The organism is Rhizobium sp. WYCCWR 11152 (assembly GCF_013087615.1).
Taxonomy (GTDB): Bacteria; Pseudomonadota; Alphaproteobacteria; order Rhizobiales; family Rhizobiaceae; genus Rhizobium; species Rhizobium indicum.
Window position 1 is genome coordinate 451,208 of the sequence record NZ_JABFCP010000003.1, and the last position, 26,783, is coordinate 477,990.

The 26,783-nt window shown below is 61.7% G+C and carries 26 protein-coding genes; 17 read left to right on the forward strand and 9 right to left on the reverse strand.

What is annotated here, in order from left to right; all coding sequences use genetic code 11:
- Positions 1 to 10: 10 nt before the first annotated feature.
- From G9X67_RS04520 to G9X67_RS04535, 4 genes are read right to left on the reverse strand one after another with little or no spacing between them, the layout of a single operon-like run.
- A complete protein-coding gene (locus G9X67_RS04520; RefSeq protein ID WP_171598224.1) occupies positions 11 to 556 on the reverse strand; it encodes a sarcosine oxidase subunit gamma family protein in 546 nt (181 codons plus the stop codon).
- Positions 549 to 3,506: a sarcosine oxidase subunit alpha family protein gene (locus tag G9X67_RS04525; protein WP_171598225.1), complete on the reverse strand. Its 2,958-nt coding sequence runs from the start codon at positions 3,504 to 3,506 to the stop codon at positions 549 to 551. Before G9X67_RS04525 ends, G9X67_RS04520 begins: the two co-directional genes overlap by 8 nt.
- Positions 3,503 to 3,784, reverse strand: coding sequence for a sarcosine oxidase subunit delta (locus G9X67_RS04530; protein ID WP_171598226.1), 282 nt, complete (start codon positions 3,782 to 3,784; stop codon positions 3,503 to 3,505). The genes G9X67_RS04525 and G9X67_RS04530 overlap by 4 nt, the downstream gene beginning before the upstream one ends.
- Before the next feature lie 11 nt (positions 3,785 to 3,795).
- Positions 3,796 to 5,046, reverse strand: a complete 1,251-nt coding sequence (locus G9X67_RS04535; protein WP_171598227.1) for a sarcosine oxidase subunit beta family protein — start codon at positions 5,044 to 5,046, stop codon at positions 3,796 to 3,798.
- 87 nt (positions 5,047 to 5,133) lie between these two features.
- On the opposite strand from G9X67_RS04535, the gene G9X67_RS04540 reads away from it, so the two are divergent.
- The 16 genes from G9X67_RS04540 (at position 5,134) to minE (ending at position 20,443) form a co-directional block, all read left to right on the forward strand.
- Complete coding sequence (locus G9X67_RS04540) at positions 5,134 to 6,093, forward strand: GlxA family transcriptional regulator (RefSeq protein ID WP_171598228.1); 960 nt, start codon at positions 5,134 to 5,136, stop codon at positions 6,091 to 6,093.
- Positions 6,094 to 6,173: 80 nt separating this feature from the next.
- Entirely contained in the window at positions 6,174 to 6,857 is a 684-nt protein-coding gene (locus G9X67_RS04545) for a helix-turn-helix domain-containing protein (protein ID WP_171598229.1), read from the forward strand.
- 88 nt (positions 6,858 to 6,945) lie between these two features.
- On the forward strand, positions 6,946 to 7,854 hold the full coding sequence (locus G9X67_RS04550) for a glutamine amidotransferase family protein (protein WP_171598230.1): 909 nt from the start codon (positions 6,946 to 6,948) through the stop codon (positions 7,852 to 7,854).
- 38 nt (positions 7,855 to 7,892) lie between these two features.
- Positions 7,893 to 8,579: a GXGXG domain-containing protein gene (locus tag G9X67_RS04555; protein ID WP_003548139.1), complete on the forward strand. Its 687-nt coding sequence runs from the start codon at positions 7,893 to 7,895 to the stop codon at positions 8,577 to 8,579.
- A 14-nt stretch (positions 8,580 to 8,593) separates the two neighbouring features.
- Complete coding sequence (locus G9X67_RS04560) at positions 8,594 to 9,922, forward strand: FMN-binding glutamate synthase family protein (RefSeq protein WP_003548137.1); 1,329 nt, start codon at positions 8,594 to 8,596, stop codon at positions 9,920 to 9,922.
- 80 nt (positions 9,923 to 10,002) lie between these two features.
- A complete protein-coding gene (gene glnT / locus G9X67_RS04565) occupies positions 10,003 to 11,310 on the forward strand; it encodes a type III glutamate--ammonia ligase (protein WP_171598231.1) in 1,308 nt (435 codons plus the stop codon).
- Positions 11,311 to 11,409: 99 nt separating this feature from the next.
- Positions 11,410 to 12,294 carry a formyltetrahydrofolate deformylase gene (purU, locus tag G9X67_RS04570; RefSeq protein WP_171598232.1) on the forward strand — a complete coding sequence of 295 codons (885 nt, stop codon included), beginning with the start codon at positions 11,410 to 11,412 and terminating at the stop codon, positions 12,292 to 12,294.
- Between the two features lie 174 nt (positions 12,295 to 12,468).
- Positions 12,469 to 13,602 (forward strand): aminomethyltransferase family protein, encoded by a 1,134-nt coding sequence (locus G9X67_RS04575; RefSeq protein WP_171598233.1) that lies wholly within the window; start codon positions 12,469 to 12,471, stop codon positions 13,600 to 13,602.
- A gap of 11 nt (positions 13,603 to 13,613) precedes the next feature.
- Entirely contained in the window at positions 13,614 to 14,219 is a 606-nt protein-coding gene (locus G9X67_RS04580) for a dimethylamine monooxygenase subunit DmmA family protein (protein ID WP_171598234.1), read from the forward strand.
- Positions 14,216 to 15,181: a PDR/VanB family oxidoreductase gene (locus G9X67_RS04585; protein WP_171598235.1), complete on the forward strand. Its 966-nt coding sequence runs from the start codon at positions 14,216 to 14,218 to the stop codon at positions 15,179 to 15,181. The genes G9X67_RS04580 and G9X67_RS04585 overlap by 4 nt, the downstream gene beginning before the upstream one ends.
- 31 nt (positions 15,182 to 15,212) lie before the next feature.
- Positions 15,213 to 16,253, forward strand: coding sequence for a DUF3445 domain-containing protein (locus tag G9X67_RS04590; RefSeq protein ID WP_171598236.1), 1,041 nt, complete (start codon positions 15,213 to 15,215; stop codon positions 16,251 to 16,253).
- Positions 16,254 to 16,303: 50 nt separating this feature from the next.
- Positions 16,304 to 17,641: an NAD(P)/FAD-dependent oxidoreductase gene (locus G9X67_RS04595; RefSeq protein ID WP_171598237.1), complete on the forward strand. Its 1,338-nt coding sequence runs from the start codon at positions 16,304 to 16,306 to the stop codon at positions 17,639 to 17,641.
- A gap of 112 nt (positions 17,642 to 17,753) precedes the next feature.
- Positions 17,754 to 18,356: a PAS domain-containing protein gene (locus tag G9X67_RS04600; RefSeq protein ID WP_171598238.1), complete on the forward strand. Its 603-nt coding sequence runs from the start codon at positions 17,754 to 17,756 to the stop codon at positions 18,354 to 18,356.
- 209 nt (positions 18,357 to 18,565) lie between these two features.
- On the forward strand, positions 18,566 to 19,285 hold the full coding sequence (gene minC / locus G9X67_RS04605; protein WP_171598239.1) for a septum site-determining protein MinC: 720 nt from the start codon (positions 18,566 to 18,568) through the stop codon (positions 19,283 to 19,285).
- Between the two features lie 85 nt (positions 19,286 to 19,370).
- On the forward strand, positions 19,371 to 20,186 hold the full coding sequence (gene minD / locus G9X67_RS04610) for a septum site-determining protein MinD (RefSeq protein WP_018448670.1): 816 nt from the start codon (positions 19,371 to 19,373) through the stop codon (positions 20,184 to 20,186).
- Positions 20,183 to 20,443, forward strand: coding sequence for a cell division topological specificity factor MinE (gene minE, locus G9X67_RS04615; protein ID WP_003574994.1), 261 nt, complete (start codon positions 20,183 to 20,185; stop codon positions 20,441 to 20,443). The genes minD and minE overlap by 4 nt, the downstream gene beginning before the upstream one ends.
- A gap of 41 nt (positions 20,444 to 20,484) precedes the next feature.
- Here minE and G9X67_RS04620 read toward each other — a convergent pair whose 3' ends face one another.
- The 4 genes from G9X67_RS04620 to G9X67_RS04635 form a co-directional block, all read right to left on the reverse strand.
- Positions 20,485 to 20,865: a DUF6481 family protein gene (locus G9X67_RS04620; protein ID WP_017957701.1), complete on the reverse strand. Its 381-nt coding sequence runs from the start codon at positions 20,863 to 20,865 to the stop codon at positions 20,485 to 20,487.
- Positions 20,866 to 20,998: 133 nt separating this feature from the next.
- Complete coding sequence (locus G9X67_RS04625) at positions 20,999 to 21,223, reverse strand: hypothetical protein (RefSeq protein ID WP_171598240.1); 225 nt, start codon at positions 21,221 to 21,223, stop codon at positions 20,999 to 21,001.
- A 128-nt stretch (positions 21,224 to 21,351) separates the two neighbouring features.
- Positions 21,352 to 21,561: a cold-shock protein gene (locus G9X67_RS04630; RefSeq protein ID WP_003548109.1), complete on the reverse strand. Its 210-nt coding sequence runs from the start codon at positions 21,559 to 21,561 to the stop codon at positions 21,352 to 21,354.
- Positions 21,562 to 21,842: 281 nt separating this feature from the next.
- Positions 21,843 to 24,212, reverse strand: a complete 2,370-nt coding sequence (locus tag G9X67_RS04635) for a DUF1989 domain-containing protein (protein ID WP_171598241.1) — start codon at positions 24,210 to 24,212, stop codon at positions 21,843 to 21,845.
- A 250-nt stretch (positions 24,213 to 24,462) separates the two neighbouring features.
- Here G9X67_RS04635 and G9X67_RS04640 point away from each other — a divergent pair, with 250 nt between their 5' ends.
- Positions 24,463 to 26,247: an APC family permease gene (locus G9X67_RS04640; protein WP_171598242.1), complete on the forward strand. Its 1,785-nt coding sequence runs from the start codon at positions 24,463 to 24,465 to the stop codon at positions 26,245 to 26,247.
- 109 nt (positions 26,248 to 26,356) lie between these two features.
- Here the strand turns inward: G9X67_RS04640 and G9X67_RS04645 are convergent.
- On the reverse strand, positions 26,357 to 26,783 hold a 427-nt coding region (locus G9X67_RS04645; protein WP_171598243.1), incomplete at its 5' end, for an aldo/keto reductase.

A 26,783-nucleotide genomic window follows, 5' to 3' on the forward strand; every position in this document is an offset into this window, starting at 1 on the left:
ACCGTCTCTCTCAGACGCCGTCCTTTTCGGCGCTCGCCGCCATGTGCACGAGATCGTCCCAGAGGCTTTCGGCAAAGCTGCGCAGGACCGTGAGTTCGAAGCTGTCATCGCCGGTGCGGACGAACTGCACGGAGAGATGACCGACCATCGTCATGGCCGAATGGCCTTCCGGAAAAACGGAAGGATCGAGATCGACGGCAGTCCCCCTTGAGAGAAGCGCCCGCGAAGAACGACCGGAAACGCCGATACGCACACGCCCATGGCTCTGATCCATGACGAAGGCTTTTCCCGCAAGCGCTGCTGCGAGGGCATCGAGGCCGGCGGGGACAAGCGGCTCGTCGCCGGCAACGAACCATTGGCGGAAGCCCGCCTTGCGGATCGAGCTTTTTACAAAGCCTGCTTTCACCAATTCCGCGGCGAGCGCGGTTGGCTCGATTGCGCCGAGCACATGCAGGAGATGGCCCTCCGGCAAGGCTTCGAGCCGGATGCCTGCCTCCGAGATGCCATTATAAGCCGTGCCGGCCAGAACCGGTTTGTGTTGCGGAAGATCACGCATGGAGCTTCTCGTTTTCGGGATCGATGAAGACGGGATGGCAGAGCACCGCATCGGTGAATTCGTTGCGCAGGCCGTTCCAGACCGTCACCTTTTCACCGATGCGCTCCGGCCCACGCCTGACGAGGGCCAGGCCGATCGTATGGCCGAGCCCCGGCGAAAAGGCGCTTGAGGTGACGTAACCCTGGTCGTTTTCGAGCGTCGCCGCAACGCCGTCGGCAAGAATATGCGAGCCGGTGCGGAAGCCGGTCGCCGGATTAAGCGGCTTGACGCCGACTAGGCGCGGCCGCTCGGGGTCATGCAGTCCTTCACGGGCAAGCATTGCCTTGCCGATGAAATCCGGCTTGGTTGATGAAACCATGCGGCCGAAACCGAGGTCGCCAGGCGTCACCGTGCCGTTGATTTCGGCATGGGTGACATGGCCCTTTTCGATGCGCATGACGCCGAGCGCTTCGGCGCCATAGGCGCAGATGCCATGTTTCTCGCCCGCCGCCATGACCGCATCGGCGACACCTTCGCCGTAGCCGGCCGGCACCGCGAGCTCGTAGGCAAGTTCACCGGAGAAGGAAATCCGGAAGAGCCGGCCTTCGAGGCGGCCGCCGAAGAGAGAGACCTTGCGGGCGCTCATGAAGGGGAAGGCCGCATCCGACAGATCCTCGTCGACGATCTCCTGGAGAATGGCGCGTGACTTCGGCCCGGCGACAGTCATCTGCGCCCATTGATCGGTCGAGGAGGCAAAGCAGACGTCGAGTTCCGGCCACAGCGTCTGGGCGCAGAATTCGAGATGGGTGAGCACGCCGGCGGCGAGCGCCGTCGTCGTCGTCATGAAGAAATGATCGTCGCTGAACCGGCTGGTGGTGCCGTCATCATAGATGAAACCATCCTCGCGCAGCATGATGCCGTAACGCGCCTTGCCGACGGCAAGCTTGGCGAAGCCGTTGCAGTAGATGCGATCGAGGAAGGTCGCGGCATCCTTGCCTGATATTTCGATCTTGCCGAGGGTCGAGACGTCGCAGAGGCCGGCATTCTTCCGGATGTTCAGCACCTCGCGGTCGACGCTTTCGCGCCACGTCGCCTCGCCGGCGCGCGGGAACCAGGAGGAACGGTACCAGAGGCCGGTTTCGACGAAGACCGCCCCATTCTTCTCGGCCCAGCCATGCAGCGGCGATTTGCGCGCCGGCTGGAAATGTTTGCCGCGCGATGCCCCGGTCAAAGCGCCGAAGGAGACCGGCGTATAGAAGGGCCGGAAGGTCGTCGTTCCCACCTCGGCCGGCGACACACCGCGCGCCTCGGCGAGAATGCCGATGGCGTTGATGTTGGAAAGCTTGCCCTGGTCGGTCGCCATGCCTGATGTCGTGTAACGCTTGGCGAGTTCGACATGGCCGTAGCCCTCGCGAACGGCGAGGCCCAGATCCTTGAGATGCACGTCGTTCTGGTAATCGACGAAAGCCTTGCCCTTCGAGCCCTTGACCGACCAGAGCGGCTTGGCCCGTGCAGCCGTCTCGGAAGCCGGGGCAAAGGCCGGCTCCGCCGCTGCGAACCCGATCGCCTTCAACGCGGCCGCTGCCTTTGCGGCGCCATCACCGAGGCAGGTCGTCGTTTGCGCAAGGCCGGCAGCAGAGCCGGCAACGGTCAGACCGTCCTGCTGGACAGGCGCCAGAAACGCCGAGGCCTGGTCCGACCATTGCGGTTTGGCACCGCGATGGCAGGCAAGGTGGATGATCGGACTCCAGCCGCCGGACATGGCAAGTGCGTCCGCTTCGATCCGACGGGTGCCGGTTGCGGTTTCGACGCTGACACCGCGCAGGCGCTTGCCGCCAAACGCATCGATGATCCGGGCGCCCTTCAGCACGTCGGCGCGGCCCTGCCAGCTCTCGGCCGCATCCGCGCGGCTGTCGACGATCGCCCCGACGGCGAGGCCGGCCGCTTCAAGGTCGGCGGCGGTGCGGTAACCGGCATCGTTGGTGGTGAAAATGACGGTGCTTCTGCCGGGTGCGACCGCCTGCCGGTTGAGATAGCTGCGCATGGCGCCTGCCATCATCACACCGGGAATATCGTTGCCGCCGAAGACGAGCGGCCGCTCTTCGGCGCCCGTCGCAAGGATCGCTTGGCCGGCGACGATGCGCCACAATCGTTCGACCGGACGATCCGGATCGGGCATCGCCACATGCTTCTGCACCCGTTCGACCGCGCCGAAGACATTGTCGTCATACCAGCCGAACACCGTCATGCGCGCCAGGCGGCGCACGTTCTCCAGGCCCTCCAGCTCGGCAAGCAGCTCGCCGAGAAGGGTGTTTGCCGGTTTTCCGTCGACGGCGCCGGTCTCGGAAAGCAGGCTGCCGCCGAGTTCGGGTCCCTCATCTGCAAGGATGACGCGCGCGCCGGCGCGGCCGGCGGTGAGTGCTGCGGCAAGACCGGCAGGGCCGGCGCCGATCACCAGCAGGTCGCAATGCGCCCAGCATTTCTCGTAGGAATCGGGATCGGCTTCGTAGGAGGCCCTGCCGAGGCCGGCCGCCTTGCGGATCACCGGCTCGTAGAGCTTTTCCCAGAGGCCAGCCGGCCACATGAAGGTCTTGTAGTAAAAGCCGGCGCTGAGAAAGGGCGACAGCAGCCCGTTGACCGCGCCGACATCGAATCCGAGCGAGGGCCAGCGGTTCTGGCTCTTTGCCGTCAGCCCCTGATAAAGCTCGATCATCGTGGCGCGCGTATTCGGTTCGGTGCGCCCGCCGCTGCCAGTCGTCACCAGTGCGTTCGGTTCGGCAGCCCCCGCCGTCAGGATGCCGCGCGGGCGGTGATATTTGAAGCTGCGGCCGACGAGCTGGAGGCCGTTCGCAAGCAGCGCCGAGGCGAGTGTGTCGCCCGGATGGCCTTCGAGCGCCCTGCCGTCGAAGGTGAAGCCGAGCGAGGTGGCGCGGTCGATCCGGCCGCCGGAGGAAAGACGGAAGCTCGTCATGCCGGTTCTCCGCCGAGCTTCGAGAGGGCAGCATCCCTGACGCCATGGACCGCATGGGTGACGGTATCGCGTTCGACGATCAGCCAGCGGCGGCATCCTGACGAATGGTGCCAGTATTCGCTGTGCCGGCCCCGCGGATTGTCGCGCAGATAGACATAATCGAACCAGGCATCCGCACCGGCATCCGGCGCCGGCCTGACAAGACCGGCATCGCCGCGGATCGAAAATTCCTCCTTCGGTCGGGCGCCGCAATGGGGACAGGAAATCAGGCTCGCCATCTTAAATGTCCTCAGTGCAGGTTGGGCTGGGCGCCGACGCCCTTTTCGTCGATCGGGTAGCCGCGCGCGAAGCGGTCGAGCCGGAACGCGCGGGCGGTCTGATGCGGTGCGTTGCGGGCGATCAGATGGGCGTAGCAGAAGCCGGAGGCGGGCGTGGCCTTGAAGCCGCCGTAACACCAGCCAGTGTTGAGATAGAGATTGTCGATATGGGTGCGGTCGATGATCGGCGAGCCGTCCATGCTCATATCCATGACGCCACCCCAGGAGCGCAGATACCGCACGCGCGACAGCGACGGAATCAACGCCAGCCCGGCTTCGGCGACATGCTCGACGCAAGCGAGATTGCCGCGCTGGGCATAGGAATTGTAGCCATCGATATCGCCGCCGAAGACGAGGCCGCCCTTATCCGACTGGGACGCGTAGAAATGCCCGGCGCCGAAGGTGACGACCGTGTCGATGAACGGTTTCAGCCCTTCCGAAACGAAGGCCTGCAGCACATGGCTTTCGATCGGCAGGCGAAGGCCGGCCATATCGGCGACGACGGTGGAATTGCCGGCCGCGGCAAGCGCCAGCTTACCGCAGCCGATGAAGCCCTTGCTGGTCTCGACGCCGGTCACCTCACCGTTTTCACGGCGGATGCCGGTCACCTCGCACTGGGTGATGATGTCGACGCCGCGGCTATCTGCGCCGCGCGCATAACCCCAGGCGACCGCATCATGGCGCACCGTGCCGCCGCGCGGCTGGAACAACCCGCCCAGGATCGGGAACCGGGCATTATCGAAATCGAGGAAGGGCAATTTCTGGCGCACCGCCTGGCGGTCGAGAAGCTCGGCGTCGACCCCGTGCAGCCGCATGGCGTTGCCGCGCCGCGTATAGGCGTCGCGCTGCGCGTCGGAATGGAAGAGGTTGAGCACGCCGCGCTGCGAGACCATGGCGTTGAAGTTGAAATCCTGCTCCAGCCCTTCCCACAGCTTCATCGACAACTCGTAGAAGGGATTGTTGCCCGGCAGCAGGTAGTTCGAGCGGATGATCGTCGTGTTCCTGCCGATATTGCCTGAGCCGAGATAACCCTTTTCGAGGACGGCGACATTGGTGACGCCGAATTCCTTGGCAAGATAATAGGCGGTGGCAAGACCATGACCGCCGCCACCGACGATGATGACGTCGTAATGTGGCTTCGGCGCCGGATCGCGCCAGGCCGGCGCCCAGCCTTTGTTGCCGCGAAGGCCGTTCAGGAAAATCGAAAGAGCGGAATAGCGCATGGGTCAATCCGAAATGAACAGCTGCATGATGTCAGAAAGAAGCGGACAGACTTGCACGTTAGGGACATAAATCGCTAAGAAAGAGACATGTCCTCGCTTGATAGCAGAAATGTCCAGACGATCGGCTTCATCCTTATCCCGGGATTTGCGCTGATGTCCTATGCCTCGGCGACCGAACCGCTGCGGGCGGCAAATCTTCTGGCCGGACGCGAGATCTATCGGCTGCAGATCTTCTCGCCGGATGGCGCACCGGCGCTCTCCTCCTCGGGCGTCAGCGTCCCCGCCGAACCTCTGCCCGTCAGGGGCGCGGGGCTCGGAACGGCCTTCGTCTGCGCCGGCGGGTTGCCCCGCGACTGGCGATATCCAGGTGTGCTTTCCTGCTTGCGGCAGCTGTCGCGCGAAGGGGTGAGGATCGGCGGCATCTCGGGCGGTCCCTATCTGATGGCCGCCGCCGGACTGCTCGGCGGCCGCGACTTCACCATCCACTGGGAACATGCCGCAGCCCTTCTCGAAGCCTTCCCTGACCTCACGCCGCGCCAAGCACGCTTCATGATCGACGGCAACAGGATTACCTGCGGCGGCGGCATCGCACCGCTCGACATGATGCATGTGCTGATCGCCGAGCGCATGGGGCCGGATTTCGCCCGCCGGGTCAGCGACTGGTATCTTCATACAGAGGTCAACGAACCCGCTGCACCCCAGCGCGCTTCGCTGGCGCAGCGTTATGGCGTCCATCATTCCGGCCTGCTCAGCGTTCTCGAACGGATGGAAGAGACGATCGAGATGCCGCTCGAGCGTGCCGCCATGGCGCGCATCGCCGGCGTCACCACCCGCCATCTCGACCGGCTCTTTTCGGCCCATCTCGGCACCACCTACCTTGATCAGTACCGCAGGATCAGGCTGCAGCATGCCCACCGCCTGTTGAAGCAGAGCCCGCTTTCCGTCTCGGAAATCGCGGTGGCCACCGGCTTTTCCAGTCTGAGCCATTTTTCCCGCATGTTCCGTGCCGTCTACGGCGTCGCTCCGCGCGCGGCGCGACGGGAATAGGTTTTCTTCACGGTTGAGAAATTTTCACTATGACGATAGGGTTGCCTTTGGACAAAAGAGAAGGCGGCAGGGGAAAATCCATGAAATCCAAGCGAGCAGCGGCAGAGCAACCGGAACAGGCGAATAGTGGACGCGCTCCCTTTTCCCAGGACCCGCACGCCGTCCGCGAGCCGAAGGAAAACAACCTCGAAATGGCGATCGGCCATGAGGTGCGCGCCTATCGCAAGAAACTCGGCATCACGGTCACCGATCTGGCGGCCGCGACCGGCATTTCGCTCGGTATGCTGTCGAAAATCGAGAACGGCAACATCTCGCCGTCGCTGACGACGCTGCAATCGCTGTCGCGGGCGCTTGGCGTGCCGCTGACGGCCTTCTTCCGCCGTTTCGAGGAACCGCGCAACGCCGTCTTCGTCAAGGCAGGCCAGGGCATCGAGCTCGAACGGCGCGGCACCCGCGCCGGCCACCAATATAATGTGCTCGGTCATATCGACAACAATACCAGCGGCGTCATCGTCGAGCCCTACCTCATCACCCTGACGACTGACTCCGACATCTTCCCGACCTTCCAGCACGAGGGGATGGAGTTTCTCTATATGCTCGAGGGCGAAGTCGTTTACCGCCACGGCGACCAGCTTTTCCAGATGCAGCCGGGCGACAGCCTGTTCTTCGACGCCGATGCGCCGCATGGGCCGGAGCAGCTGGTGAAACTGCCGAGCAAGTACCTCTCGATCATCAGCTATCCACAGCAGAGCTCGAAAAGCTGACTTGCCTTAAAAGAAAAAATCTTTCTTCCGAGTTGAAAACCCAAAACAGACCTGCTAGTCCTTTCTCAACACGAACGGAGGTCTGGTCATGTGCGGAATTGTGGGGCTCTTCCTCAAGGATAAAAGTCTCGAACCGGAGCTCGGGGCACTGCTGTCCTCGATGCTGGTGACGATGACGGATCGGGGGCCGGACAGCGCCGGTATCGCGATCTATGGCGACGCCAGCGGCAACAATGCTAAGATCACCATCCAGTCGGCCAATCCGAAGAAGGATTTCGCCGGCCTCGAGGCCGAGCTCGGCCAGGCGGTTGGCGCATCGGTCGCCATCCAGGTGAAGAGCACGCATGCCGTCATCACGCTTGCGAAGGATCTGCTCGATACGGGCAAGGCAGTCGTTGCGGAATTGCGTCCGAACATCCGCATCATGAGCAGCGGCGACGCGATCGAGATCTACAAGGAAACCGGCCTGCCGAAGGATGTCGTCTCCCGCTTCGCGGTCAATTCAATGGCCGGCACCCACGGCATCGGCCATACACGCATGGCGACGGAATCGGCCGTCACGACGCTCGGCGCCCATCCTTTTTCCACCGGCTCCGACCAATGCCTGGTGCATAATGGCTCGCTGTCCAACCACAACAATCTCCGCCGCGAGCTGAAGCGCGAAGGCATGACCTTCGAAACCGAAAACGACACCGAGGTCGCCGCCGCCTATCTGACGGCAGAGATGGCCAAGGGCAAGAATCTCGGCCAGGCGCTGGAAGGCGCGGTGGATGACCTCGACGGCTTCTTCACCTTCGTCGTCGGCACGAAGTCCGGCTTCGGCGTCGTGCGCGATGCGATCGCCTGCAAGCCCGCTGTCATGGCCGAAACGGACCAGTATGTCGCCTTCGGTTCGGAATACCGGGCGCTCGTCAATCTGCCCGGCATCGAGAACGCCCGGGTCTGGGAGCCGGAGCCTGCAACCGTCTATTTCTGGGATCACCAGAAGGTCGCTTGACCGGCACCTCATGCGTATTCTCCAAGGGTTATCGAAACATGCCTGTCATTGATCTTGCCACTACGCCGTTGCGTGAACTCAATAGCGCCCTGCACAACATCCAGAACGGTTCGAACGATCTTTCCTTCGAAGTCGTCAATCCGCGCGGCAGCCATTCGGTTGCCGTCGGCATCGATGCGCCGGTCACCGTCGATGTGAAGGGATCCGTCGGCTATTATTGCGCCGGGATGAACGACGGCGGAACCGTCACCGTTCACGGTTCGGCAGGTCCGGGTGTTGCGGAAAACATGATGTCTGGAACAGTCGTCATCGAGGGCGATGCCAGCCAGTATGCCGGGGCAACCGGCCGCGGCGGCCTGCTTGTCATCAAGGGCAATGCGGCATCGCGCTGCGGCATCTCGATGAAGGGCATCGACATTGTCGTTCATGGCAATATCGGCCACATGTCCGCCTTCATGGGCCAGTCGGGCCACCTCGTGGTGCTCGGCGATGCCGGCGATGCGCTTGGGGATTCGCTCTACGAGGCGAAGCTCTTCGTGCGCGGTTCGGTCAAGAGCCTGGGTGCCGATTGCATCGAAAAGGAGCTGCGTCCCGAGCATCTGACGAAGCTGGCCGAACTTCTCGAAAAGGCGGGCGTGACCGAGGTGAGGCCCGAGGAATTCAAGCGTTACGGCTCGGCCCGCAAGCTCTACAATTTCAATATCGACAACGCTGACGCATATTAAGGCGAGGGACCATCATGAGCTATCACAACCCCTATACCCCGCCGCGCAAGTCCGCGACCTTCGACGATTACACGCTGGCGGAAATCCGCCGCGCTGCGGCGACCGGCATTTACGACATCCGCGGCGCCGGCACCAAACGGAAGGTTCCGCATTTCGACGACCTGCTGTTTCTCGGCGCATCGATCTCGCGCTATCCGCTCGAAGGTTACCGCGAGAAGTGCGACACGTCGGTCGTCCTCGGCGCGCGCTTCGCCAAGAAGCCCATTCACCTGAAGACGCCGATCACCATTGCCGGCATGAGCTTCGGCGCGCTCTCCGGCAATGCCAAGGAGGCGCTCGGACGCGGCGCGACGATTGCCGGAACCTCCACCACGACAGGCGACGGCGGGATGACCGATGAAGAGCGCGGCCACTCACAAACGTTGGTCTACCAGTATCTGCCGTCGCGATACGGCATGAATCCCAAGGACCTGCGTCGCGCCGACGCGATCGAAGTGGTCGTCGGTCAAGGCGCCAAGCCCGGCGGCGGCGGCATGCTGCTCGGCCAGAAGATCTCCGATCGCGTCGCCAACATGCGCAACCTGCCGAAGGGAATCGACCAGCGCTCGGCCTGCCGCCATCCGGATTGGACCGGCCCGGACGACCTCGAAATCAAGATCCTGGAGCTGCGCGAGATCACCGACTGGGAAAAGCCGATCTATGTGAAAGTCGGCGGCGCGCGTCCCTATTACGATACGGCGCTTGCCGTGAAGGCTGGTGCCGACGTGGTGGTGCTCGATGGCATGCAGGGCGGCACCGCAGCGACGCAGGATGTCTTCATCGAGAATGTCGGCATGCCGACGCTCGCCTGCATCCGCCCCGCCGTCCAGGCGCTGCAGGATCTCGGCATGCATCGCAAGGTGCAACTGATCATCTCGGGCGGCATCCGTTCGGGCGCCGACGTGGCCAAGGCACTGGCGCTAGGTGCCGATGCCGTTGCCATCGGCACGGCAGCGCTCGTTGCGATCGGCGACAACGATCCGCATTGGGAAGAAGAATACCAGAAGCTCGGCACGACGGCCGGCGCCTATGACGACTGGCACGAAGGCAAAGACCCGGCCGGCATCACGACGCAGGACCCGGAACTGATGAAGCGTCTTGATCCGATCGCCGCTGGCCGCCGTCTCGCCAACTATCTGAAGGTCATGACTCTGGAAGCCCAGACCATTGCGCGCGCCTGCGGCAAGAACCACCTGCACAACCTGGAACCGGAAGATCTTTGCGCGCTGACGATGGAAGCGGCCGCCATGGCCCAGATCCCGCTCGCCGGCACAAACTGGTATCCCGGCAAGGGAGGCTATTGATTTCTACCGGCCGGGCAAACGTCCCGGCCGTCTCGCATCCATAAGCAAAGTGTCTCCAAGAAATCCAAAGGGGAACGAGAATGACACTGGACCTTGCTGCTTTTGCCAGAGACAAAGGCATCAAATATTTCATGATCAGCTATACCGACCTGTTCGGCGGCCAACGCGCCAAGCTGGTCCCGGCAGAAGCCATTGCCGATATGCAGAAAGATGGCGCCGGCTTTGCGGGCTTTGCAACCTGGCTCGATCTGACGCCTGCCCATCCCGACCTGTTCGCGCTTCCCGATGCTTCCTCCGTCATCCAGCTACCCTGGAAGAAAGACGTCGCATGGGTTGCCGCCGACTGCGTCATGGACGATCAGCCTGTCGAACAGGCACCGCGCGTGGTGCTGAAAAGACTGGTCGCTGAAGCTGCGAAAGAAGGGCTCCGGGTGAAAACCGGCGTGGAACCCGAGTTCTTTCTGATCTCCGCCGACGGCTCGGTGATTTCAGACCAGTTCGATACAGCCGAAAAGCCTTGCTACGATCAGCAGGCGGTGATGCGTCGCTATGATGTCATCGCCGAGATTTGCGATTACATGCTCGAGCTCGGCTGGAAGCCCTATCAGAACGACCACGAGGACGCGAACGGCCAGTTCGAGATGAACTGGGAGTATGACGACGCTCTTCAGACGGCCGACAAGCACTCCTTCTTCAAGTTCATGGTCAAGTCGGTCGCCGAAAAGCACGGCCTTCGCGCCACCTTCATGCCGAAGCCCTTCAAGGGCCTGACCGGAAACGGGTGTCATGCCCACATTTCGGTCTGGGATATCGATGGCAAGGTCAACGCGTTTGCGGACAAGGAAATGGCCTTTGGGCTCTCCGCTCAGGGCAAAACCTTCCTCGGCGGCATCATGAAGCACGCCTCCGCGCTTGCCGCGATCACCAATCCGACGGTCAATTCCTATAAGCGCATCAACGCGCCGCGCACCACATCGGGCGCGACCTGGGCGCCGAACACCGTGACCTGGACGGGCAACAACCGCACCCATATGGTGCGCGTGCCGGGACCGGGCCGCTTCGAGCTGCGCCTGCCTGATGGTGCGGTCAACCCGTACCTGCTGCAGGCGATCATCATCGCGGCCGGCCTCGACGGCATTCGCAGCCAAGCCGATCCCGGCCGGCACTACGATATCGACATGTATGCCGAGGGGTATCTGGTGAAGGACGCGCCGCGCTTGCCGCTCAACCTGCTCGATGCGCTGCGCGCCTATGATGCCGACGAGGGCTTGAAGCAGGCGATCGGGGCCGAGTTTTCCGCCGCCTATCTCAAGCTCAAGCATCAGGAATGGAATGCCTATTGCTCGCATTTCACCCAGTGGGAACGCGACAGCACGCTCGATATCTGAGTGGCCTGGACGCGTCGAATGACAGGCAAACGCGCCGGGGCGAACAAGCTCCGGCGTGATTGAGACCCCTGCACTTGATATGGCGAAGAAAGTGACGGCATGAAGAACTTCGTACTCACCGTATCCTGCAAGTCGACGCGCGGCATCGTCGCGGCGATTTCGAGCTATCTGGCGGACAGGGGCTGCAACATCATCGACAGCTCGCAGTTCGACGATCTCGATACCGGCAAGTTCTTCATGCGCGTCAGCTTCATTTCGGAAGAGGGGCTTTCGGGCGCCGATATCGACGCCGGTTTCGCGGCCGTCGCCGCGCCCTTCGCGATGGATTACGATTTTCACGACAGCGAGAAGCGCATGAAGGTGCTGCTGATGGTGTCGCGTTTCGGCCATTGTCTGAACGACCTGCTCTACCGCTGGAAGATCGGCGCCCTGCCGATCGATATCGTCGGCGTCGTCTCCAACCATTTCGACTACCAGAAGGTCGTGGTCAACCACGACATTCCCTTCCACCATATTCCGGTCACCAAGGCCAACAAGGCGCAGGCCGAGGCCCATATCATGGAAGTGGCCGAGCAGACCGGCACGGAGCTGATCGTGCTCGCCCGCTACATGCAGATCCTGTCGGACGAGATGTGCCAGAAAATGTCTGGCCGGATCATCAACATCCACCATTCCTTCCTGCCGAGCTTCAAGGGCGCCAATCCTTACAAGCAGGCCTACGGCCGCGGCGTGAAGCTGATCGGGGCGACGGCGCATTACGTCACCACCGATCTCGACGAAGGCCCGATCATCGAGCAGGACACGGCGCGCATCACCCATGCGCAGTCGCCCGACGACTATGTCTCGATCGGCCGCGATGTCGAAAGCCAGGTGCTGGCGCGTGCCATCCACGCCCATATTCATCACCGCACCTTCATCAACGGCAACCGCACCGTGGTCTTCCCGGCAAGCCCCGGCAGCTACGCCTCCGAACGCATGGGTTAGAGACGGTTTGGGGGACGGCAAAAGCGCAGCCGCATCCCTCATTCATTTGGTGAGGGATGCAGCAGGGGCGCCAAAAGTTTTGGGAAATGCATGCCGGGCGGGCTTGCCACGGCGCGAAAGACGAATATAGTCAGGAAATAAATATTCCGTAGAGGAAATAAAAGGGAACGGACAATGGCTTTATCATGGCGTTTCTCCGTCTTGGCGGATCGGCATCGCGCTCTGGGATCGAAGCTTGAGGACTGGAGCGGCATGGGCACCGCCTGGACCTACGACAAGGACATGTCGGAAGAGCATATCGCCGTCCGCACCAAGGCAGGCATCATGGATGTCTCGGGCCTGAAGAAGGTGCACCTGGTCGGCCCGCACGCCATTGCCGTGCTCGACTCCATCACCACCCGCGACCTGACGAAGATCTATCCCGGCCGGTCCGTCTATGCGACCATGTTGAACGACCGTGGCCACTTCACCGACGACTGCATCGTCTATCGCACCGGCCCGAATTCCTGGATGCTGGTGCATGGCTCCGGCTCCGGCCATGAGGAGCTCGTCAAGCAGGCGGCGGGCCGCAATTGCGCGGTCCTCTTCGATGACGACCTGCACGACCTGTCGCTGCAGGGTCCGATCGCGGTCGACTATCTCGCTAAATATGTGCCCGGCATCCGCGACCTCAAATATTTCCACCACATGCAGACGACGCTGTTCGGCGCACCGGTGATGATCTCGCGCACCGGCTATACCGGCGAACGTGGCTACGAGATCTTTGTGCGCGGCCAGGACGCCGTCATGGTCTGGGACCGGATCGTCGAGGAAGGCAAGGAGATGGGCATCATCCCCTGCTGCTTCTCGGTACTCGACATGCTGCGGGTCGAAAGCTACCTGCTCTTCTACCCCTACGATAATTCGCAGATGTATCCCTTCGCCGATCAGCCGCCCGGCGACAGTCTTTGGGAACTCGGCCTCGACTTCACCGTCAGCCCCGGCAAGACGGGCTTCCGTGGCGCCGAGGAACATGCTCGCCTGAAGGGTAAGGAACGCTTCAAGATCTTCGGCATGCTGATCGATGCCGACGGACCGGCCGATCTCGGTGACGAAGTCTTTGCCGACGGCAAAAAGGTCGGTGTCATTACCTGCCCGAGCTATTCGTCGCTGACGAAAAAATCCATGGCGATTGCCCGTCTGGACGTTGACAAGGCGGTGCATGGGACGAAACTCGAAGTCCGCGGCAAGACCGTGAAGGCAGGCGCCACCGCCCACACGCTTCCTTTCGACGATCCGGAGAAGAAGAAGAGGACCGCCGTAGGTTAAGGAGCACGCGAATGCTCGTTGCAGGCATCAAGAGCCGACCAGTCTACACGGGCTTGACCATCCAGCCGCGCGCCCGGCGGCACATTTTCGCGCTCGAAGGGGAGGGCGCCAAGGCTCTCCTCGATCAGCAGCCGGCGTTTGACGAAACGGCGCTTTCCCGCAGCGAAATCCTCTATGTCGCCCGTGGCTCGCAAGGATCCGGCCTGGACGAGGCGCTGCGCCGCCTCGGTGCCGACATGTTCTTCACGGCCCCAACGATCGCAACGTTGCTCTTCCGATTCAAGGGTTCGCTTGCCACCGCCCATATGGGCACGCGGCTTTATCTTTCGGGCACCGAAGGCTTCATCGGCCAGGCAATGCTCGTGGCGCTCGATTACGGCATGGACCATGCCTCCGTCATCACCGAGCATCGCGGCTCGCTGGCCCGGCGCGTGCAATGCGTCCATTGCAAGGGCATCACCGACGATGTCACCACCAGCCCGTTTGCCTGCAGCCATTGCGGGCTGCCGCTTCTGGTGCGCGACCATTATTCGCGCCGGCTCGCCGCCTTCCAGGGCGTCAATATCGATGCGGAAGAACCGGGCAGCGCGCCTGGCCCCGAGGAGTTGTTCCTTTGAGCGGTGGCACTGAAATTCCTGTCCGCGTGGCGCGGATCACGCCGATCGCCGAGCGCGTCAAGCGCTTTCGTTTCGAGCGTCTTGACGGCAAGCCGATGCCTTATTTCTCCGGCGGCGCCCACGTCATCGTCTTGATGAACGATGGCGGCCATATGCGCCGCAACGCCTATTCGCTGATGTCGCCGCCGCATGATTGCGCAGCCTATGAGATCAGCGTGCTGCACGTCGAGGATTCGCGCGGCGGCTCCACCTTCATGCATGAGAAGCTCAGCGAAGGCGACGAGCTGAAGGTCAGCTATCCCGTCAACCTGTTCCAGCCGGACTGGCGCGGACGCAAGCATCTTCTGATAGCCGGCGGCATCGGCATTACCCCCTTCATCGCGATGATGGAGCAATTTTCCCGCGAGGGCGCCAATTTCGAGCTGCATTATGCCATCCGCACGCGCGACCGCGGTGCCTATTGGCAGCAACTCGTCGAGCGCTACGGCGGACATCGGATCAAGATCTATTGCGACGCCGAAGGCGGCACCATTCCGTTGACCCGCTTGCTCGACAGCCAGCCGCTCGGCACGCATCTTTATGTCTGCGGCCCGTCCGGCATGATCGACGGCGTGCTGAAAACCGGCCTTGACGCCGGCTGGCCGGAGCAGAACCTGCATTCGGAACGGTTCCTGTCGTCTCTACCAGGCAAGCCCTTCGCGATCGAGCTCCTGCGGTCCGGCAAGACCGTGAAGGTCGGCCATCACGAAAGCATGCTGGAGGCGATCGAGGCGGCGGGCGTCGACGCGCCCTTCCTCTGTCGCGGCGGCGCCTGCGGTCAATGCGAGACCGGGGTCGTCACCTGCGACGGCAAGCTGCTGCACCATGACGTCTATTTGACGAGCGAAGAAAAAGCATCCGGCCGCAAGGTGATGATCTGCGTTTCCCGCTTCGAGGGAAACACGCTGCATCTTGATCTCTAGCGGCATCTGAAGTGGATCAAGGAGACCGGACATGGCAATCGTCTTCAAGCAGGAAACCTTCCGGAACGATTTCAGCTATAGGAACAGCCCCGAGAACATCCGGCGTTTCCCGTTTCCCTTCGACCGCGACGAATACATGTATTCGGTCAACATGGAGCCGCATGTGCACGGCCGGGCGGGAACCGTCTACGAAAGCCTGATCGACGTCGACGAGCATTACGTCGCCGAGATGCACGACCGGGGCCTCGTCCTGAAGGAAGATCCGCTACGCTATCAGGCCCTGCCGCACATGATGAGCGCGCAATGGGACACGCTTGAACTTTTGATGGAAGAGCAGGCGGCGGGTTACCCCGACCATTTCACGCTGATCCGCAACGGCGACCAGTGGCGCTGGATCAACCGCCCGCTCGGCATCGACGACAGCTTCACCTTTGGCGATGCCTCGACGCTGCCCTATGAGCCCTTCGAATATATCACCCGCCAGGCCCAGGGCGACTTCTGCATCGTCGACCAACGCGACAGCAATCTCTGGATGGATGCCGGCATGGTGACGACGCAGGCCGACTGGTCGCTCGATTTCGATATCGGCATGAACTTCATGGAATGGCACGGGCCGGTGCCGCTCGCCCACCAGATCGGCGTCTTCGACAGGGCGCTGAAATTCCTGCTGAACCTGCAGCAAGGCAAGCCGACACGACGCTTCAACTGGACGATGACGATCAATCCGCGCCTCGACACCAGCCCCGAGAATTATCACAAATGGGGTCCTGACCGCACGACGGTGACCCCGGAAAATGTCGGCGAGAAGGTGCATCTGCGTGTCGAATTGCAGAGCCTCTGGCGCTTGCCGCGCTCGAACGCCATCCTCTTCGTCATCCGCTGCTACCTGATGAACATGGAAGAGCTCGTTACCGTGCCGAAATGGGCGCGACGCTTTCCGCGCGTGCTGAAAACGCTGCCGCCTGAGCTCATCGACTACAAGGGCCTCACCCGCTTCCGCGAGACGACGATCGACTGGCTTTCCAAATATGACGACGGGGCGCCGACCAGCCCCGGCATCTATCCGGACTGAGGTGTAGCGATGCACCAGATAAAACGATATAATCAAGAGGGGAATGCTTCATGACAAGAGTAGCCGTCATCGGTGCCGGTCCTTCCGGGCTGGCGCAGCTGCGCGCCTTTCAATCGGCCGCCCAAAAGGGCGCCGAAATCCCGGAGATCGTCTGTTTCGAAAAGCAGTCGGACTGGGGTGGGCTCTGGAACTATACCTGGCGCACCGGGCTCGACGAATATGGCGAGCCGGTCCACGGCAGCATGTATCGTTACCTCTGGTCGAACGGCCCGAAGGAATGCCTAGAATTCGCCGATTATTCCTTCGAGGAGCATTTCGGCAAGCCGATCGCCTCCTATCCGCCGCGCGCGGTGCTCTGGGATTACATCAAGGGCCGCGTCGAGAAGGCGAATGTCCGCCAGTGGGTGCGCTTCAGCACGCCGGTGCGCATGGTCCGCTTCGACGAAGCGACGAAGAAATTCACGGTGACGGCGCATAACCGCATCGAGGACCGGATGTATGACGAGGAGTTCGACTATGTGGTCGTGGCCTCCGGTCACTTCTCGACACCGAACGTGCCCTATTTCGAGGGTGTGAAGACCTTCAACGGCCGCGTGCTGCATGCCCATGATTTCCGCGACGCGCTTGAGTTCAAGGGCAAGGATATCCTGCTCGTCGGCCGCAGCTATTCGGCCGAGGACATCGGCTCGCAATGCTGGAAATACGGCGCGAAATCGGTGACGACGAGCTACCGGTCGAAGCCGATGGGTTTCAAATGGCCGGAGAATTTCGAAGAGCGGCCGCTGCTGACCAAGCTCGAAAACCGCACCGCGCATTTCCTTGACGGTTCGACCAAGGAGGTCGATGCGGTGATCCTCTGCACCGGCTACCAGCACCATTTCCCCTTCCTGCCCGATGATCTCCGGCTGAAGACCGCCAACCGCCTCTGGGCCGACAGCCTCTACAAGGGGGTGATCTTCGACAAGAACCCGCAGCTTTTCTATATCGGTATGCAGGACCAGTTCTACACCTTCAACATGTTCGACGTGCAGGCCTGGTGGGCGCGCGACGTGATGATGGGCCGCATCACCCTGCCGCCGGAAGAGGAGCTGAAGGCCAATTTCGACATGTGGCGCGCCCGCGAGGAAACACTTGAGGATGCCGAGCAGATGATCTGGTATCAGGGTGACTATGTGAAGGAACTGCTTGCCGAAACCGATTATCCCAGCTTCGACATCGAGGCGACCAACCAGACCTTCATGGAGTGGGAACACCACAAGGCCCACAACATCATGGGCTTCCGCGACCATGCCTACCGATCGCTGATGACCGGCAACATGTCGCCGACGCACCACACGCCCTGGGTCGAGGCGCTCGACGATTCCATGGAGGAATATCTGCGCAACTGACGAGGCGAGCCTGCATTGCCGGAGGAGGGTGTTCGGGCACTCTCCTCCGGCCTATTGTGAGCCGCGCCTTTGAGCGAGACGACTGCAACTCTTCTCTTCGGATGTCGCCTTCATGGATTTTCAAACGAGCATTCTCGGGCGCATGAGTGGTTTTCTCTATCGCTGCCGTGCCGATGAAAACTACACGATGCTGGAGATGACCAACGGCATCGAGCGCATCTTCGGTTATCCCGTCGACGAAATCATCGGCAACCGCACGCGGACCTTCACCTCGATCATGTACGAAGAAGACGTGTCACTGATGGACGAGATCGTCGGACGGGCGCTGGAGAGGCGCACAGACTGGACGATGGAATATCGCATCCGTCACGCCATGGGCCATCTCATCTGGGTGACCGAGACGGGCGGCGGCATCTGGGACGAGAAGGGCGAGCTTCTCTATCTCGAAGGCAGCATCATCAACATCGAATCACTCTACCAGAGAATCGATGACCAGACCGCCGACATGCGCGTCACCGCCTCGAAGACCAATGAGATCCTGCAATCGCTGCGTTACCTCAAGCTGCTCGCCGTCAATGCCGGTATCGAGGCCGCCCGCGCCGGCACGGCCGGGTCGGGCTTTGCGGTGCTTGCCGCCGAGATGCGCGCGCTCGCCAACTCCTCGGAAGAGGCCGCACGCGCCATTTCCAACGCACAACGCAAGACGGAAGGCTGAGCTTTTCCCAGGCAGCGGCGGATTTGCGGCTCACGTTCAAAGCCGCATTATTAACCGTTCGGCGCCTCCGCAGATTACAACGGTTTTCCAATGACTTGCGATAATCCCGCGCTTGACGAATCTCAAATGATTGCCGGTGATATTAAGACTGCGTTAACTTTTTGTTAACCATAGCAGCGGTAGACATGGTCAACGATTTCTTCACATAGATGACCAAAGTGCTAACAGACGCTCGCTCTATCCGCATCAAGGGCCGCTCATTCCTCGCGGTCATGCTGTCCCCGGATCTTCCGATCGATGATTGGTTGATCAGGCTGGACGATCTGGCCGCGCGTTCGGCCGGCTTCTTCCTGGGACGGCCTGTCGTGCTCGATCTGACGGACCTGCAAATCGACCGGCCGCAGCTGAAGGACCTGATCGCCGAACTTGCCAAGCGCAATGTCAGCATCATGGGCATCGAGGGCGCGCGGCCTTCGATCCTCGGATCCGGCATGCCGCCGGCACTCAAAGGCGGTCGTTCGGTTTCCGATATCGAGGTTCAGGCAAAGGAGCCTGCCGATCCGCCCGGCAAACAGGCAGCGGCGGAGACCCGCCCGGCCATGCAATCGATCGTCATCAGGGAGCCGGTGCGCTCGGGGCAATCGGTGATCTTTCCGGAAGGCGACGTCACCGTCATCGGATCGGTCGCCTCGGGTGCCGAGGTCATCGCCGGCGGCTCCGTCCATATCTATGGCGCCTTGCGTGGCCGAGCCATGGCGGGATCCATCGGAAACGCATCGGCGCGGATCTTTTGCCGCAAGCTCGAGGCCGAGCTGGTTGCAATCGACGGCATCTACAAAATGGCGGAAGACATGGCCCCCAATCTTCGCGGACAGGCTGTTCAGCTCTGGCTTGAAGACGACGCGATCATGGCGGAAAAACTGATCTGACGACAGCGCCGCGAGTCTCTTCGAGAGCCGCAAAGGACGCTTTAACACTTAGAATTACTGGGGCCACGGCAAAGGAGAGACAATGATGGGGAAAGTGATCGTCGTCACGTCAGGCAAGGGCGGGGTTGGCAAGACCACCTCGACCGCCGCATTGGGAGCGGCGCTGGCGCAACGCAATGAAAAAGTCGTCGTCGTCGATTTCGACGTCGGCCTGCGCAATCTCGACCTCGTCATGGGCGCCGAGCGCAGGGTCGTCTACGACCTGATCAATGTCATCCAGGGCGATGCCAAGCTTACCCAGGCGCTGATCCGCGACAAGCGGCTGGAAACGCTGTTCCTGCTGCCGGCCTCGCAGACGCGCGACAAGGACAATCTGACGGCCGAGGGCGTCGAGCGCGTCATCAACGACCTGAAGCGCTATTTCGACTGGATCATCTGCGACAGCCCCGCCGGGATCGAGCGCGGTGCAACGCTTGCCATGCGCCACGCCGATGTTGCCGTGGTCGTCACCAACCCGGAAGTCTCGTCGGTGCGCGATTCGGATCGCATCATCGGCCTGCTGGATGCCAAGACCGCCAAGGCCGAGCGCGGCGAACGGATGGAAAAGCACCTGCTGCTCACCCGCTACGACGCCAACCGCGCCGAACGCGGCGACATGCTCAAGGTCGACGACGTCCTGGAAATCCTTTCCATCCCGCTGCTCGGCATCATACCCGAAAGCATGGATGTTCTGCGTGCATCCAACATCGGTGCGCCGGTCACGCTGGCAGACAGCCGCAGCGCGGCTGCTATGGCCTATTTCGACGCCGCTCGCCGTCTCGCCGGCGAGACGGTGCCGATCGCGATCCCAGAGGAAAAGAGGAATATTTTCGGTAAGATCTTCGGACGGAGGGCAGCATGAATATTTTCCGTCTTTTCAACAAGCAGAGAACCGCACCCGCCGCCCGCGAACGGCTGCAGGTCCTTCTCGCCCATGAACGTTCCTCGGCGGGGTCGGACCTGGTCTCCCTGCTGCGCGAGGAAATCCTTGCGGTGATCGCAAAGCATGTGCAGCTCGACCACGACAAGGTGCAGGTGACGATCGATCGCAACGAATACGTTTCGACGCTCGAAATCGACGTCGAAATCCCGCTGAATGCAGCCGTGCAGGCCGCTTGAAAAAGAGCGCTGCCTGTTGCGACAACAGGCGGCGCTGACGATCAGGACTTCCTGGCTTTGCGATTGGCGTAACGCAGGTCGCGTTCGGCCTTTCGGGCAGCTTCGTCGGCAATCACGCGGGCGATCCGGTCTTTGTCAGCCGCTTCGCGCGCGTCGGCATCGGCGCGTGCTGCGGCCTCGGCGGCAGCCTGACGTTCGGCCTCGGCGGCCTGAGCCCGCTCCAGCTCCTCGAGCTTGACCCGTTCTCGCTGAGCGCGACGTTCTTCCCTGGCCGCGGCAATGGCTTGACGCTCCGCCTGCTTTGCCAGCCTGGTGGGTTCGGCTGAATCCTTGGCGCTGCGATACGCATTGAGGAGAGCGGCCTTGGCTTCGGCAGCGGCGCTGCGGCGATCGGAAAGCTCGTTGTTTTTGGCGTTTTTCAAATCTGTTTCCTGACTGTTTGACTTCGACCCTACGGCGCCGCACGTCTTAAGACGCGCAAAGGGCGCTGTAATACCTTGAACTGCTGCATCGCTTTATCCTGAAATCGAATCCGATTTAAGGAATTATGCAGTGTCAGATTTTCTTTTTTCGCTTCACGGCAGGAGCAATAACCCCTGTCAAGCGATCCTGCAATTCCTTGGCCTCACGCGCTTCGCGTAACCGCAAGGTTTTTTCCTCGCGGGCACGTACGGTCGAATCGATCTCTTCGACCGCGCGGCTTCGCGCCAGGAATTGCGATTGCGCGTTTCCGAAGGCAATCTCCGCCTGCTTGCGTGATTTGCTGTGTGACTCTGTCATATCAATCCTGGATTTATGAGCCTGCTTGGCGAACGCAGCAAAAAGGCCAGGCAACTTGCCTGACCTTGATAGTATCATACTTTCGACAGTGCCGGTACATCCGCGGTCAAAGGAAAGCTGATTTCAGTTTAGGCAGCTTGGAGATTGCAAGCGGACATTTTGCCCGACTTGTTATCGCGCTCAAGCTCGTAGCCGATCTTCTGGCCTTCGACGATTTCGCGCATGCCGGCGCGTTCGACGGCAGAAATGTGAACGAAGGCGTCAGCGCCGCCGTCATCAGGCTGAATGAAGCCGAAGCCCTTGGTGGAATTGAACCATTTAACTGTGCCAGTGGTCATAACAAACCCTTTCATAGCAATTGACGACCGCACGTGCGGAAGCACGACGGATGATGATCTCGATTTTGAAGAGGGAAGTTCGTCCAGGGCACGTTGCCAGCGTGCGATAACAAAAGTCAAACAAGCAATATCGACCACCGAGATATAATCATCAAAGCCGGATATGTCAACTTTTAGTTTTTTCGAGTCGTCTATTCGCCATAAGATTGCATCTCGTTGGTCGTGCGCGTCGGCGGCAATATCAACAGCCGATCGCCGTCTCCCAACCTCGAAAGCATGCGTTACGAGCGCGGCCGCGTCTTCTGCGGGTCGTAATGCGACAGCGGCACGACCGTCGCCGGCAGGCGCTTCTGGTGACCGTCGAGCTTGCCGATCTCGACCTCGGTGCCGGGGCTTGCATGCATCACGTCGATGCGGGCGAGCGCGATCGTCTTGCCGAGGATGGGCGCGCGCGTGGCGCTGGTGATAACGCCGACCTGGGCGCGGCCGATATGGATGCAATCGCCATGGCCGACGGCCTCGTTGGCCTTGATGTCGAGCCCGACGAGCAGATGGCGCGGATGCTCCTTGCGCCGGATCAGCGCCTCGCGGCCGATGAAATCGTCCTGCTTGGATTTCAGCGGCACCGTGAAGCCGATCCCGGCCTCGAACGGGTCCGTCTGGTCGGTGAATTCGTGATGGGCGAAGATCAGGCCTGCCTCGATGCGGACCATGTCGAGCGCCTCCAGCCCCATCGGCTTCAACCCGTGCGGCTGCCCGGCCTCCCAGACGGCGTCGAACACCGTCAGCGCATCCTTCGGATGGCAGAAGATCTCGTAGCCGAGCTCGCCGGTGTAACCCGTGCGCGAGACGACGACAGGAGTACCTTCGAAGCCGCCGATGCGGCCGACGGTGAAGCGGAACCATTCGAGTTCGCCGATATCAGGCTGGCGCGGCGCCGTCCAGATGATCTCCTTCAGGATATCGCGGCTCTTCGGCCCCTGCAGGGCGATATTGTGCATCTGGTCGGTCGAAGAGCGGACCCAGGCCTTGAAGCCCTTCTTCTCCGCCTGCTGGCGCAGCCATATGCCGCTGAAATCATCGCCGCCGATCCAGCGGAAATTCTTGTCACCGAGCCGGAACAGCGTCCCATCATCGATCATGCCGCCGTTTTCATAGCACATGGCGGAATAGACGACCTGGCCGGTCGACAGTTTGCGCACGTCGCGTGTCAGGCAATATTGCAGCAGTTCCTCGGCATCCGGTCCCGTCACCTCGAATTTCCGCAAGGGCGATAGGTCGATGACGGCGGCGCGCTCGCGGCAGGCCCAGTATTCCTCGACCGGTCCTTCGCTGGAAAAACGGTTCGGCAGCCAGTAGCCGCGATATTCGGTGTAGTCCCGTGTCAAGGCGGAGAGGCGGGGGTGGAAGGCGGTTTCGCGCGTCAGTTCGGCGTCTGCATCTGGGGTCATGCGATAGGCCACCGCTCGTGAGAATTTCTCTTTTCCGGAAAAGGTGCGGACGTGGATATCCGTCGGATCCCAGCCGTTCGCCGCGTCGATATCGTCAGGGCAGGACGAGGAGACACAGACGAGATCGGTCAGCGCCCGCATCAGCACGTAATCGCCCGGACGCGACCAAGGCTCGTCGAGATAGAGCTGGTTGTTGTGGTCGATATTGGTGTTGTAGAAATAGTTCAGCGCTTCCCAGCCCTTGCGGCCGGCAATGCCGTAGGGCGCCAGCGCAGCGTTGAAATTATCCGTGCAGTTGACGTGGCCGGGATAACCCATGTCGTCGTAATAACGCGAATTGCAGGCGGTCGCGAAAGCGTCATGACGCCCGACCGTATCCTGGACGATCTCGACCAGCGGCTCGAAGTCGCGGTCGAAGGCCTTGGAGGGGAGACCCGGTGTCGGATAGCTGCGGCCGAGCAGAGTGCGGGTGACGGTGGAATCAAGCCCAAGATCGAGGCCCTTGTCGACCTTGCGGGCGGCAAAAGCCTGGAAATCGGTGCATTGGCGTCCATAGACGTCGATGATCTGGATGAATTCGCCGGCCCGCACGAAATAGGCCGCGGCGGTCGCCGCCCGGATGCGGATATCCTCGACCGGATCAGCGGCCGGTTCCGGCAAGGCGGAGGCATAATCGCGGATCAGCAGGCTGCGCATGATCCTGATCTCGATCGGCGTCGCCGTATCCTGCGCCTCCGGCGACATGGCGCTGGCGGGTGCCGCGACGATCAGCAGGCCCCTCAGGGAAATCGTGAAATCCGCCCGGCTGCCAGGCATCGATCCCGCCCCGAAAATGCTGAGTGCGCCGGCCGTTGCAAGATCGGCGCCGCGACGCTGAAGCGCTGCACGCGTGCGGGCAGCACTCTCATCCTCCGCTTGAAGAATGGCCTTCAAACCCTCGGCTGAATTGCTGAATGCCGTTCCGAGACCGGCCGCCAGGAAGCGCCCTTTCTCGTCGAGGAAGGAGATCTCGCAGACCTGGCCGCCCTCGCTGTCGATGACGCTGACCCGGTCGCCCGGCTCGACGCGCATAACGACCGATCCGCCGCCCTTTGCCCTGTAGCGCTCCGTTCCCTCCGGCAGGGTGGGAATGCCGGGATAATGCACGAGGCTCGGAGCGGCCGGCCGCAGGCCTGTCATAGCAGGATGAAGTTCTCGCATACTGCCCTCATGGGAGGATCGGGCGTCCTCGGACACCCACCCATGCAGGTTACAAAATGCCCGGGGAAAGTAAAGTGATGTTGACTAAAAAGAAAATATCTTCACTATGCATAAAGAGTTGAGACTCGGGGAATCCGTCGGGAACACGGATCGCCAAAATCATCCGGGCGGGCTTGAGACTGTCAGGGAGACACGTTCAGGGAGACGTACGAAGATACGTCCGGAACAAATAGAATGGGGAATTTCACCGATGACAGACGTTGTGGAGGCCGGGATTGCATCCGGCACCGAAGGTAAGCTTGTACGCGCGCTCGACTGGAAGGGCGCATTCTGGGTGGCTGCGGGCGTGCCGCCGCTCGTTCTTTTCTCCATTGGCGGCATCGCAGGCACGACGGGCAAGCTCGCCTTCGTCGTCTGGATCATCTCGATGGTGATGGGTTTCCTGCAATCCTTCACCTATGCCGAAATCGCCGGCATGTTCGCCAACAAATCCGGCGGCGCTTCAGTCTACGGCGCCACTGCCTGGCTGCGTTACTCGAAATTCATCGCGCCGCTGTCCGTCTGGTGCAACTGGTTTGCCTGGTCGCCGGTGCTGTCGCTCGGCTGCGCCATCGCCGCCGGTTATATCCTCAACGCTTTCTACCCAATTCCGGCGGCGGATTCGCAAATGGTCCTCGACTGGATCTCGGCGCATGCCGCTTCCGTCACGGCCGACAGCCCCCGCGTCGCCGAATATATCGCAGCCCATGCCGGCACCACGCCGGATGACGCCGTCAAGGCGTTGCTCGGCACCGACGGGATCGCCGCTCTGACGCCGGCGATCCGCAGCTGGTCGCTCTTGAGCTTCAACATTCCCTTCCTCGCCACCGCCAATATCAACGCCACCTTCTTCATCGGCGGCATGCTGATGCTGATCATCTTCGCGATCCAGCATCGCGGCATTTCGGAGACGGCAAGCGTGCAGAAATGGCTGGCCATCATCGTGCTGGTGCCGCTGCTCATCATCGGCCTTTACCCGATCGTCAGCGGCCAGATCCTTGCCACCAACGTCACCGGCCTCGTGCCGCCGACAGCCGCCTATGCCGCGGCCGACGGCACCTGGAGCAACGGCGGCTGGACGCTCTTCCTCGGCGGCCTCTATATCGCCGCCTGGTCGACCTACGGCTTCGAGACGGCGGTCTGCTACACCCGCGAACTCAAGAACCCGAAGACCGACACCTTCAAGGCGATCTTCTATTCAGGCCTTGCCTGCTGCCTGTTTTTCTTCCTCGTGCCCTTCGCCTTCCAGGGCGTTCTCGGCCATGCAGGCATGCTGGCCCCCGGCATCGTCGATGGCACCGGTGTTGCCGAAGCGCTCGGCGGCCTGATCGGCGCCGGCCGCGTCGTTACCCAGCTGCTCGTCGTGTTGATGATCATGGCGCTCTTCCTCGCCATCATGACGGCGATGGCCGGTTCCTCGCGCACGCTCTACCAGGGCTCGAAGGACGGCTGGCTGCCGAAATATCTCGACCACGTCAACGAACACGGCGCGCCAACCAGGGCGATGTGGACCGATTTCGCCTTCAATCTCTTCCTGCTGGCGATCGCCTCGGATGTCGGCGGCTACTTCTTCGTGCTCGCCGTTTCGAATGTCGGCTACATCATCTTCAACTTCCTGAACCTCAATTCCGGCTGGATCCACCGGATGGATTCCGGCCATATCGAACGTCCCTGGAAGGCGCCGACCTGGCTGATCGGCCTCAACACCGTGCTGGCCTTCGTCAACGCGCTGTTTCTCGGCGCCGGTGCCAAGGTCTGGGGTTATTCCAATGCGCTCTGGGTCGGCTTCATCTTCGCCGCCCTGATCCTGCCGGTCTTCGCCTATCGCCACTATGTGCGCGACGGCGGCAAATTCCCGGCCGGCGCGATGGAGGATCTCGGCCTCGTCGGCCAGGATCTCGGCGTCAGGAAAGCCGGCATCCTGCCCTATGTCGCGCTCGCTGGCGGCCTGGCGATCGTCCTGATCGCCAACGTGATCTTCCAGCTTCCGGCCTAAAATCGCCTCCCAAGCAGAAGGGCCGAAAAGCCGCCATGGAAACATGGCGGCTTTTTCATTGGCGGTTGCAGACCGGGCGAGACGACTCATCCGGTTGCAGACGGAAGGCTCAGCGGCCGCCCTCGATCTTGCGGTGGCGCTGGTTGATGCCGCCTTTGCCGTAGGGATAGTCGAAAGGCTGGGGCGCACTCACCTCGTTCAACCGCGCCATCTCGTCGTCGGAGAGTTTGAGCTTCATGGCACCGAGATTGTCGGCGAGCTGTTCCGGCGTGCGGGCGCCGAGGATCACGGACGTGATTGCCGGCTGCGCCGCCGTCCAGGCGAGCGCCACCTGCGCCATGCTGACGCCATGCGCCTTGGCGATCTCCTCGACGACAGCGATGATCGCCCAGGTTCTCTCCATCGCATTGCGCGGCGCATAGGACTCGCCGCCGCGATTGGGGTTTTCGCCGAGGCGGGTGGCACCCGTCGGCATCTCGTCGCGCTTGTACTTGCCGGTCAGCCAGCCGCCGCCGAGCGGCGACCACGGCAACAGA

Bases quoted from the DNA above. Each gene is read 5' to 3' on its own strand.
- G9X67_RS04520 (WP_171598224.1), bottom strand. From the start codon at position 556: ATGCGTGATCTTCCGCAACACAAACCGGTTCTGGCCGGCACGGCTTAT.
- G9X67_RS04525 (WP_171598225.1), bottom strand. From the start codon at position 3,506: ATGACGAGCTTCCGTCTTTCCTCCGGCGGCCGGATCGACCGCGCCACC.
- G9X67_RS04530 (WP_171598226.1), bottom strand. From the start codon at position 3,784: ATGGCGAGCCTGATTTCCTGTCCCCATTGCGGCGCCCGACCGAAGGAG.
- G9X67_RS04535 (WP_171598227.1), bottom strand. From the start codon at position 5,046: ATGCGCTATTCCGCTCTTTCGATTTTCCTGAACGGCCTTCGCGGCAAC.
- G9X67_RS04540 (WP_171598228.1), top strand. From the start codon at position 5,134: ATGTCCTCGCTTGATAGCAGAAATGTCCAGACGATCGGCTTCATCCTT.
- G9X67_RS04545 (WP_171598229.1), top strand. From the start codon at position 6,174: ATGAAATCCAAGCGAGCAGCGGCAGAGCAACCGGAACAGGCGAATAGT.
- G9X67_RS04550 (WP_171598230.1), top strand. From the start codon at position 6,946: ATGTGCGGAATTGTGGGGCTCTTCCTCAAGGATAAAAGTCTCGAACCG.
- G9X67_RS04555 (WP_003548139.1), top strand. From the start codon at position 7,893: ATGCCTGTCATTGATCTTGCCACTACGCCGTTGCGTGAACTCAATAGC.
- G9X67_RS04560 (WP_003548137.1), top strand. From the start codon at position 8,594: ATGAGCTATCACAACCCCTATACCCCGCCGCGCAAGTCCGCGACCTTC.
- glnT (WP_171598231.1), top strand. From the start codon at position 10,003: ATGACACTGGACCTTGCTGCTTTTGCCAGAGACAAAGGCATCAAATAT.
- purU (WP_171598232.1), top strand. From the start codon at position 11,410: ATGAAGAACTTCGTACTCACCGTATCCTGCAAGTCGACGCGCGGCATC.
- G9X67_RS04575 (WP_171598233.1), top strand. From the start codon at position 12,469: ATGGCTTTATCATGGCGTTTCTCCGTCTTGGCGGATCGGCATCGCGCT.
- G9X67_RS04580 (WP_171598234.1), top strand. From the start codon at position 13,614: ATGCTCGTTGCAGGCATCAAGAGCCGACCAGTCTACACGGGCTTGACC.
- G9X67_RS04590 (WP_171598236.1), top strand. From the start codon at position 15,213: ATGGCAATCGTCTTCAAGCAGGAAACCTTCCGGAACGATTTCAGCTAT.
- G9X67_RS04595 (WP_171598237.1), top strand. From the start codon at position 16,304: ATGACAAGAGTAGCCGTCATCGGTGCCGGTCCTTCCGGGCTGGCGCAG.
- G9X67_RS04600 (WP_171598238.1), top strand. From the start codon at position 17,754: ATGGATTTTCAAACGAGCATTCTCGGGCGCATGAGTGGTTTTCTCTAT.
- minC (WP_171598239.1), top strand. From the start codon at position 18,566: ATGACCAAAGTGCTAACAGACGCTCGCTCTATCCGCATCAAGGGCCGC.
- minD (WP_018448670.1), top strand. From the start codon at position 19,371: ATGGGGAAAGTGATCGTCGTCACGTCAGGCAAGGGCGGGGTTGGCAAG.
- minE (WP_003574994.1), top strand. From the start codon at position 20,183: ATGAATATTTTCCGTCTTTTCAACAAGCAGAGAACCGCACCCGCCGCC.
- G9X67_RS04625 (WP_171598240.1), bottom strand. From the start codon at position 21,223: ATGACAGAGTCACACAGCAAATCACGCAAGCAGGCGGAGATTGCCTTC.
- G9X67_RS04630 (WP_003548109.1), bottom strand. From the start codon at position 21,561: ATGACCACTGGCACAGTTAAATGGTTCAATTCCACCAAGGGCTTCGGC.
- G9X67_RS04635 (WP_171598241.1), bottom strand. From the start codon at position 24,212: ATGCGAGAACTTCATCCTGCTATGACAGGCCTGCGGCCGGCCGCTCCG.
- G9X67_RS04640 (WP_171598242.1), top strand. From the start codon at position 24,463: ATGACAGACGTTGTGGAGGCCGGGATTGCATCCGGCACCGAAGGTAAG.